The following is a 1,408-nucleotide window of genomic DNA, read 5'->3' on the forward strand; positions in this document are numbered from 1 at the left end:
CCAAGTCTTGATGCTGGGATTTCCAGACTGGCGCGGGATCCCCTCTCCCACTCGGGAGAGGGGATCCCGCGCCATGATCTCCAAAACCGGGTGCTTCAAATCTCCCAGCAACGACAATGCCTTGCGAGAGCGTTCTATTTAGAAGCGCGTCCCCGGATCCGTGGGCTGGCCCGGCAGGTAGTCGGGCTCGGAGCCCGGGCCCCGGGGATCGGTGACGCCTGGGTCGTTGACCGGGTAAGGCGTGCGCGGGCCGGTCGGCCCGGTATCCGGAAAATCGTCGGGCTGGCTCGGCGGCACGTCGGTCGGGGGCACGCCCCCGGGATTCGGCAGGCCGGGATTGGCCATGAGAGCCTCCTCTGCAGCGTGTCGCAGGACAACCGGAGGGCGCGAGGGCGGTTCCGCAAGGGGAAACTGACGCAGGGGGGAACCGGTCCTCGCCGCACCTGTTGCCCCGCGGAACCCCAACCCTCGGAGATGCAGCATGCCCGACATCCGGCAGGCGAAGATCCTCATCATGGCGACCGACGGCTTCGAGCAGTCGGAACTCGAAGTCCCGAAGACCAAGCTCAGCGAGGCCGGCGCGAAGGTCACGGTTGCTGCCCCCAAGTCCCGTCAGTCGGGCGAGTCCATCCGCGGGTGGGACGTGAAGGACTGGGGCCGGCCGGTGAAGGTGGATGCCGACATCGAGAGCATCGATCCCGCCGCCTTCGACGCTCTGGTGCTGCCCGGCGGCCAGATCAACCCCGACAAGCTGCGGCTGGAGCCGAAGGCCCTGGAGATCCTGCGCGCCTTCCTGTCGAGCGGGAAGGTCGTGGCCGCCATCTGTCACGCGCCCTGGCTGCTGGTCGAGGTCGGCGCCGCCAAGGGCCGCAAGATGACCTCCTACGCCTCGATCAAGACCGACGTCATCAATGCCGGCGCCGATTGGCACGACGAGGCGGTGGTGACCGACAAGGGCATCGTCACGAGCCGCAACCCGGGCGACCTCGACGCCTTCTCGGCGAAGATCATCGAGGAGATCCAGGAAGGCCGCCACGACCGCAGGGCGGCCTGAGGGCCGCGCGTCACCGGACCGGCGCGCGGGGGCGGGATGGCCCCCGCCGCTACGCCTCCGCGCCCTCGGCCTCGACCAGGATCTCGCGCTTTCCGGCGTGGTTGGCGGGGCCGACGATGCCCTCCTTCTCCATCCGCTCCATCAGCGAGGCCGCCCGGTTGTAGCCGATCTGAAGCCGGCGCTGGATGTAGCTCGTCGACGCCTTCTTGTCCCGCAGCACCACCGCCACCGCCTGCTCGTAGGTGTCGCCGCCCGGCTCGCCGAACGACCCCTGGTCGAAGACCGCGCCCTCGGCCTCGGCGCCGCCCTCCTCGCCCTCCTCGGCGGTGATCGCGTCGAGATAGGCCGGACGCC

3 protein-coding genes are annotated in these 1,408 nt (G+C 69.5%); 1 reads left to right on the plus strand and 2 read right to left on the minus strand.

The window, feature by feature from the left end; genetic code table 11:
• Positions 1 to 138: 138 nt before the first annotated feature.
• The gene (locus ACW9J6_RS27355; RefSeq protein WP_457119501.1) at positions 139 to 345 is read right to left on the minus strand and encodes a hypothetical protein; all 207 of its coding nucleotides are present in this window, start codon (positions 343 to 345) and stop codon (positions 139 to 141) included.
• Between the two features lie 136 nt (positions 346 to 481).
• Here ACW9J6_RS27355 and ACW9J6_RS27360 point away from each other — a divergent pair, with 136 nt between their 5' ends.
• The gene (locus ACW9J6_RS27360) at positions 482 to 1,054 is read left to right on the plus strand and encodes a type 1 glutamine amidotransferase domain-containing protein (RefSeq protein WP_457119502.1); all 573 of its coding nucleotides are present in this window, start codon (positions 482 to 484) and stop codon (positions 1,052 to 1,054) included.
• Positions 1,055 to 1,103: 49 nt separating this feature from the next.
• Here the strand turns inward: ACW9J6_RS27360 and ACW9J6_RS27365 are convergent.
• A partial coding sequence (locus tag ACW9J6_RS27365) for a DNA translocase FtsK (RefSeq protein WP_457119503.1) occupies positions 1,104 to 1,408 on the minus strand: 305 nt, incomplete at its 5' end.

The sequence above is a fragment of the Methylobacterium sp. JK268 genome (assembly GCF_054052225.1).

Bases quoted from the DNA above. Each gene is read 5' to 3' on its own strand.
- ACW9J6_RS27355 (WP_457119501.1), bottom strand. From the start codon at position 345: ATGGCCAATCCCGGCCTGCCGAATCCCGGGGGCGTGCCCCCGACCGAC.
- ACW9J6_RS27360 (WP_457119502.1), top strand. From the start codon at position 482: ATGCCCGACATCCGGCAGGCGAAGATCCTCATCATGGCGACCGACGGC.